Source organism: Pseudobacteriovorax antillogorgiicola (genome assembly GCF_900177345.1).
Lineage (GTDB): Bacteria > Bdellovibrionota_B > Oligoflexia > Oligoflexales > Oligoflexaceae > Pseudobacteriovorax > Pseudobacteriovorax antillogorgiicola.
The window spans coordinates 207,246-213,921 of sequence record NZ_FWZT01000012.1; the positions used below are offsets into that span (position 1 = coordinate 207,246).

At 43.0% G+C, this 6,676-nt stretch carries 7 protein-coding genes and 1 pseudogene; 5 read left to right on the forward strand and 3 right to left on the reverse strand.

Annotated features, from left to right (window positions below; genetic code table 11):
* Window positions 1-2 precede the first annotated feature (2 nt).
* Window positions 3-752 (reverse strand): hypothetical protein, encoded by a 750-nt coding sequence (locus tag B9N89_RS16780; protein WP_132320619.1) that lies wholly within the window; start codon window positions 750-752, stop codon window positions 3-5.
* Between the two features lie 267 nt (window positions 753-1,019).
* On the opposite strand from B9N89_RS16780, the gene B9N89_RS16785 reads away from it, so the two are divergent.
* A complete protein-coding gene (locus tag B9N89_RS16785; protein ID WP_132320621.1) occupies window positions 1,020-1,367 on the forward strand; it encodes a hypothetical protein in 348 nt (115 codons plus the stop codon).
* A gap of 241 nt (window positions 1,368-1,608) precedes the next feature.
* Here the strand turns inward: B9N89_RS16785 and B9N89_RS16790 are convergent, their stop codons facing one another.
* Window positions 1,609-2,532, reverse strand: coding sequence for a hypothetical protein (locus B9N89_RS16790; protein WP_132320623.1), 924 nt, complete (start codon window positions 2,530-2,532; stop codon window positions 1,609-1,611).
* Between the two features lie 450 nt (window positions 2,533-2,982).
* On the opposite strand from B9N89_RS16790, the gene B9N89_RS16795 reads away from it, so the two are divergent.
* The 3 genes from B9N89_RS16795 to B9N89_RS16805 all read left to right on the forward strand — a co-directional run bounded on the left by B9N89_RS16795 (window position 2,983) and on the right by B9N89_RS16805 (window position 5,488).
* Window positions 2,983-3,783, forward strand: coding sequence for a hypothetical protein (locus tag B9N89_RS16795; RefSeq protein ID WP_132320625.1), 801 nt, complete (start codon window positions 2,983-2,985; stop codon window positions 3,781-3,783).
* A 723-nt stretch (window positions 3,784-4,506) separates the two neighbouring features.
* Window positions 4,507-5,010, forward strand: a complete 504-nt coding sequence (locus B9N89_RS16800) for a helix-turn-helix domain-containing protein (protein WP_132320627.1) — start codon at window positions 4,507-4,509, stop codon at window positions 5,008-5,010.
* Window positions 4,946-5,488, forward strand: coding sequence for a hypothetical protein (locus tag B9N89_RS16805; protein ID WP_132320629.1), 543 nt, complete (start codon window positions 4,946-4,948; stop codon window positions 5,486-5,488). The genes B9N89_RS16800 and B9N89_RS16805 overlap by 65 nt, the downstream gene beginning before the upstream one ends.
* 453 nt (window positions 5,489-5,941) lie before the next feature.
* Here B9N89_RS16805 and B9N89_RS16810 read toward each other — a convergent pair whose 3' ends face one another.
* Entirely contained in the window at window positions 5,942-6,493 is a 552-nt protein-coding gene (locus B9N89_RS16810; RefSeq protein ID WP_159455433.1) for a DUF2569 family protein, read from the reverse strand.
* Between B9N89_RS16810 and B9N89_RS31395 the strand changes: the two are divergent.
* Window positions 6,479-6,676 (forward strand): annotated as a pseudogene (locus B9N89_RS31395) (hypothetical protein); the annotation flags it as partial. The gene B9N89_RS16810 and the pseudogene B9N89_RS31395 overlap by 15 nt on opposite strands.

Sequence of the window (6,676 nt, forward strand, 5' to 3'; positions counted from 1 at the left end):
TCCTACTCCTTGATTATTGGGTAGTCCAGGCTTTTAGTCGAAAAGCTTTTTTCGAAGTATGGCGATTCCTTAAAGAAGGTTTGATACTTTGCGTCGAGATCTTTCATCGACATTAAAGAAAGTGGAAAGTTGTCGAGAGCAACCTGATCCAGAAAATCTTGCTCCAATAAGTCTGAATATGAAGAATTTAGAGTTGCCAAGTAGACATCAAATAGCTCCCTATCTCCTTCTGAAAGATTCTCTCTTATCACTGAAACGGATGAATTGACTGAGTCGACGAATCGCTTGAGAGTTCTTTTCATATGCTCACTGTCAATCACAAACCTGCCTTTTGCAGGTGTAAGACAGTCTATCTTCCTCAGTACCGATAGACCTTGGATGTATGAGAAGATTGCATCACCATGCTCAACAAGTTCCCCTTTGGAGAAGGAGTCAATAAAGTCTTTGGTCCATCTCGGGTCCAGCGGCTCACCTGTACATGTTTTTTGCATCCAAACTAAATTCTTCTGGCTTTTAAGGTGAGCCATTTTCGAGAGAGCCAAGGCTTGGTAGACGTCTGAACCGCTCCATCCATACTGACGCTTTAGCTCCGGCGCCATAGAGAGCTTTATTGACTCCGACAAACCCATGGTCTTATCCACGATGCCAAGGTAGTGAGATCTTTTCGTTTTCTCATCATGTGTGCTTGAGTTTGTGACACAGGCTGTCATACTGAGCGTTAGAAAAAGGAAAAGCATCTTATATACAGTCACTTACCACCCCATATCCCTTAATACATCAAATTACTTATATGCCAACTAACCACAATATTGCAAGGCTACTAAAAAAATTTACACTTAACTCAAAGTCTGGCCTGATCATCGAATAGAAAATTAATAATTATAGATATTTAGCCATAATCACACCCGCTTCACTTTGCTTTCTGCAGCTTCAATGCCAGTCGGGTAAGCCATTCATTTACTTGTTCCGAGTGAGCTTAGCCAATACAATGACCATCCATTTAAGGATAGGAGTGGATTATGCTTTCTGGTCTTCTGATTATGAGCCTTGCAGCAGCTGGGCAACCCGAACTCATGGCTAACTCAAAGTCGAAAATTAGCGCTGTCTCGTTCGGTAGCGAAAAAAGCTCCGACGTATTTGGTACAATCGATCTTCCCCTCACACAGTTTGCTATCGAACAATGTGGGGCTTGCAACTGCTCACCTGACCAAGACAGCATTCGATTCGTACTACTATCAAGCAATTATAGCAAAGAGAGTGTCGCACGAGAGAGCTTAGAAGCATTTCTATCAGAAACCGAAGCTACGGTAGCTGCGGTCGGTTGTTTCGAGAATCAACCAATTATCAGGAGAGTCTTTAGTCGCTGAACTAGTAGTTCAATTAAGACCAAACACATCTGATAATGGATGCATATGAAAGATGCATATGAAAATATCCGTTCAAGCTATCCCACGTTTAAAAGCCTTAAGGTTCACGTGTTTCCATTAAATAGGTTAACTGATTCTCTTGAACCGGATTGGCCATGACGCATAGCTACGCTATGTCTTCAGCAGTCCAGCATGTGAGCCAAGGCCTATGTTTTGGATAAATTGTGAGGCCCAATAGGTCTTAGTATAAATGGCAGTTATCTATCACTACATTCGCTGAAACTGAAGTGTAATAGTCAGGCTTTACGCTTTTGTATTCACGTTGGCCTTCAACGACTCCAGCAAAATTTGCACGCAATAGAATTGAGTCAGTATTGCTATCGAGTTTGTATGGGTTGTAGGTCACCTCATATCTGACACGACAGTAAATATCATAGTATTTAATAAGGCTGTCTACAGTCAGGTCTTGGAAAGACGGGCCACATCGCATCTTGATCTCGTTGACTGTTTCTTCTGAAAGGTCGAATTCACTTCGTAACTTCACACCTATGTGGGTAGGTATTTCACTCATCTCAGAGGTTGCTGAAACATGTCGAGAGAGGTCACAAGTATCTAGAATTTTGGTTTCGATTTTAACCTGTGTTGTTACGGGCGTTTCGATGGTAGCTGTTGGACTGTTTTTTATCGGTTCGACGACAATACTTTGGGATTCATTATCAGAGCCGAAACCAAACTCCACTCCAGACCTTGTAAGGCTAAACTCTAGCGTGATTGCAACTTCACTCTTGCCCAATGTGTCTTCAGGGCGGATCGTTTCACGCGCCCTAAAGTAATCATGAACTTCTCCACTAAGAGAGACACTAAGCCTATATGTACATCCTTGCAAGATATCAAAATCTAAGTTCATTTCTTCGCCGTTGAAGGGGATGTATTTCCCTATACTTTTTGAATCCTTGCAGTAGGGTTGATCGCTCCCTCCTGGCGTAGGATCTATAAATACAGCCAGTTTTTCAATTAGTTCGACGGGACCAGGGATCAGATCTTTTTTTGGTGCCGTGAACGTAACTGACGAAAGATTTGAGCTAGTTTGCTTGTTTCCGCCTCTACTAGGTGAACAGGAAACTGTTGCGACGACTAAAAGCAGTGCTAGTATCTTGAAGTTCATGAAGGCACATCCTTATCTAGAAAGAAACTGTCACTATCTATAAGCAAGTTAGAATCCAATCGCTAAGCTACTGAAATAGGGCCTTCAATAGGAGGTCCTAATAATAGGAATATTTAGCTGAGTTACAAAGCGCTGAGCAATTGCCAAATGGTTATGCAGTGAAAACATTTAGGAGCGACAATGAAGCCCATACTTTCCGAACCAACACGATTGTATTTTGTTTGACGCATAGGGCTTTTCGGAAGCGACCTCACTTGGATCTCCTAGTCAAAAATGAATGATCTGTCTAAATTCGTGGCATCGCTGCAATATTACTTGATTTCCCGGCTCTTTGGTAAAACTTCGTGGAGTTTTAGCCCTTGCCAAAACAAGAACTAGGAGAAAGTTCGAAGCCTTATTTGATTGTTTTGAGTTGCCGAAAACAGCCATCTGTACCAGCGGAGATAAGAGATGATGAAGCTTAATATCGGGAAAGTTTTGTTTACGTTTACGTATCTGTTTAGCGCACCCTTCGCTCACACCAATGAAAAAAAGGAAAGCCCTCTTAAAGTTTGGATAAATGACGATACACAGTATGAAGAGTGGCGGAGGCTGCAAAAGTCAACAAATTGGAATGACCTTAAAGCTGCCTACGAAATGACGTTAAAGTACAAGAGTCAATATCCTAATAGCGATCACGCCAAGTACATTTCAGCGGTCATGGCAGGCGACTATTCGGAACTTTTGAGCAGGCAAGAGGAGCGGGAGATAAAGGAAAAGGCTAGCAAAGACCTGTTTGAAATCATGGAGAGATTAGGGCAATTGCCAATAAAATATCAAAATCTGCTGAGAAATGAATACTATTATCATTCGAATCAGTTTCTAAACCAGTACCTTTTGGGGCGTGAGCAAGAGTCTTCGAGGAGTAAATCAACAGGCAACTTCTCAATAGGAGTTGGTGGCTCTGAATACGCCTACGAATTAATCCTTTCAGGGAAAGTAGCCGAGGCTCAACGTTTTGCAAAGATGTCAGTTATAGGATGGGAGACTCATGCATCACTGACGCCGGACTGGGCGTATCCTTATCCCTATTTTTACATTCAGGCCCTTTACATAGCCGGTGAGTTCAATAAAGCTGACAGATTCTACGAAAAGTTGAAGCCTAACGAAGGCTATAAATTAAAAATTCCTATCTATAAAAAATATGACGCACGCTTAGAGAAGATAAAGGATATCTTATCCAGTCCTAAAGCGCCCATTAAATCAAGATGATGTCCGGCATACATAGACATCAAAGAAATGCAACGAGACTTGTCAGAACAAATCTCCGCACATGACCGGATAGATAAAAGTTTGGTCGAAGCAGCAATGTTTACCTAAATGTCTACGAGCGTACTTAAAACAGAATTTTGGGATATTTCGACTACTTCGGCGATGACTTTTCCGGTCATCCCTCTACCGGAGGTGCAAATTGAAAAACAAGGGTACTAAGATTTTTTAGACACTGTTTTAGTTGGGGCTTCAGCCTACTCTCTGGGCAAGCACACATCCAGCATAATATGCCAATACAACATGAAAATGAAGCCGGGCTTTCAAATACAATTGGCCCATTCTGGGTTATTGCGTCAGTGACAGATGGTGGCTATGGTATGCCTGCTAGAGTCGTCGGGTTTGCCGGAAGAAGGCACTTTCTACCTCTTGGAATCATAGGATACTCGGTAGGCTGCATTACTTTGAACATTGACGCTTATCTATTCAGTATTCGAAGCACTTCTAGGCGAAGCATTTTTAGAGAGCCGGACTTGTCGTTCCGTCAATTATCCAAGGTGAATGGTTCCAGGAAATCCTAAAGACTCTCTAAGATAAAGCTTTTAAGAATAGATATTTAGCACTAACGTAACCAGCAGTTGCCAAAACATCAAGCCTAATTGGTGTTATGCAACCGCTGATTTCCCTATACTCCACACGTCGAACAAGCAAAGGAGTACGAAGATCATGATACTGGCAGAAAAGGTCGTTTCGCTAAGGAAGAAGGCTGGCTGGTCGCAGGAGGACCTGGCCGAAAGACTCGATGTCTCGCGTCAATCAGTCTCAAAATGGGAGAGTTCGAACAGTACCCCTGACCCGAATAAGATTATCTTGCTGGCAGATATCTTCGAGGTTTCGACCGACTACCTATTAAGAGATAAGCAGGAGGTTTCGCATCCCTCCCAGTCCAGCAAGAAGAATGAGGCCACTCAGTTACACCTTGAACAAGCCTCGAACTACGTCAATTACAAGGTTAGTGCCTCATGGCTTGTATCTAAAGGAGTCTCTTTGTGCGTCGTCTCACCAATAGGACTTTTCTCATGTCTTGCTATGTATGAAATGGGCTACTTCGACTCCTCACGAAATACGGCTGTAATGGCTGGCCTTGTATTCTTGCTTCTTATGATTGCCGCAAGCATCAGTTTTTTTTATCAGAACGAACCAGTTCGAAGACGAAACCCTCCCTCTTGAAAAGGGAGAATTTGAACTAGCCAACGGTATAGTCAACGTTTATGAGCAAAAGCTACGAAGCTTTAGACGAAGCTACAATATCAAGCTGTCGATAAGTATCGCTCTCTTTATTTTAGCGGTCGTCCCGATCTTATCCGCATCCATGTTAATCGGCAGCTCAGCCCTCACCTTTGCCATGATCAATGTTACCTTGCTGATGGTTGCCGGGGGCATACTTATTATGGTCCCTACGACGGCACAGTATGAAGCCTATCGCATTCTTCTTCGAATCATCGATACTGACTCTGAAAAAGCAAGGTGGACGATTCTCGGTGAAAAGTTAGCGGGGTTCTATTGGCCGTTGATCACTATGTTCTATCTTGCCTGGAGTTTTTGGGCGACGAACTGGGATTCAAGCTGGATCGTGTGGCCTATTGCTGCCATTTTCTTTGTCGCACTTACTGGCCTGATAGAGTTAGTGGGGTCTAGAAGCAATTAGGCCGGAAGGCACCCTTTGGGTTCTTTCGGTAGGCTAATAGTCAATAAGGTGCTTACAAAATAGTTTGAAGTGTTGTTTACTTTTTCTTTTACTGAGCCTTACTTCCCATATTCGGACTCATGCCATTTCCTTCAAACCATGTAAAATTCCCCGCATCTTCATGATAGTTTTGAAATCCGAGTCACTCATAGGCAATTTATAATTTCCTGGGCCCAAAGTTTCTTTCGCCACCTGCGGAATAAGTATTGAACCTAATACGACTCCTTCATTGTGCACCCATCGCCATTTTACTCGAATGGCTCTCAGTTGCTAAGGAACATTATTTAGCTTTATGCCCTAGAGCAGGGTGACACTTTCTAGAAATTACTGGTTTCTGGCCCTGCTATGGTTTCGTAAGTCGACTGGCCACCTATCCTAGGTTCACCCACAGATGAATGTTGCTTTAACTCTCTTTTAGACCAGCATATATGAAATGCATAGCACGGCATAAATTGGAGACCAGAGCATCAGGGCAAAATCTTTGATTCCCAAGGCCTCACTGATGTCCTCGACCTGTGATGTGTAATAGATATCTCCACAGACTACTGCCAAGCTAAATATGCTCCAGCCTATGAAAAACTTTGGGAATATCGATCTCTTCTTAAAAAGAGCCACGCCACAACCAAGCTGGTAGCAAGTAGCAGGATGCTCGTAATTGTATCCCAGATAACGAGTTGAGAGATTACTAGATCGATTGTTTCTACTTGAGTTTGGCGCTCGTTTTGCTTGCCAAGGTGCGTACAACTCTTCTAACAACTTCAAAAAAAAGGGGTGAGCCTTGATCCAAATCTTCCTTTTCTGATCCATCTTATCAACACTGCCATGCTCCTCAGCCCAACGACTTGCTTCGGCGTGGTCAATAAAATGGGGGTGCGCTATGTGCCAGGGGAGTATGAGACAAATCTGCCGATAGATTAGTATAATGTTTGCGCGGTAGTGAAAGGTTTCAAAATGACAAAGAATCAAGAAAATCTTACCAAAAGTAGAGACACACATCAGGTAGAGGATAAGCCTAAAAGAAGGCAGTTCAGCCCTGAGTACAAGAAGAAGATTGTTACAGAACTGGAACAAACCCAAGGCAAAAGAGGTGCTGTAGGGGAGATCCTCCGTCGGGAGGGTCTTTATGCAACCCAAGTGGCTACATGGAAG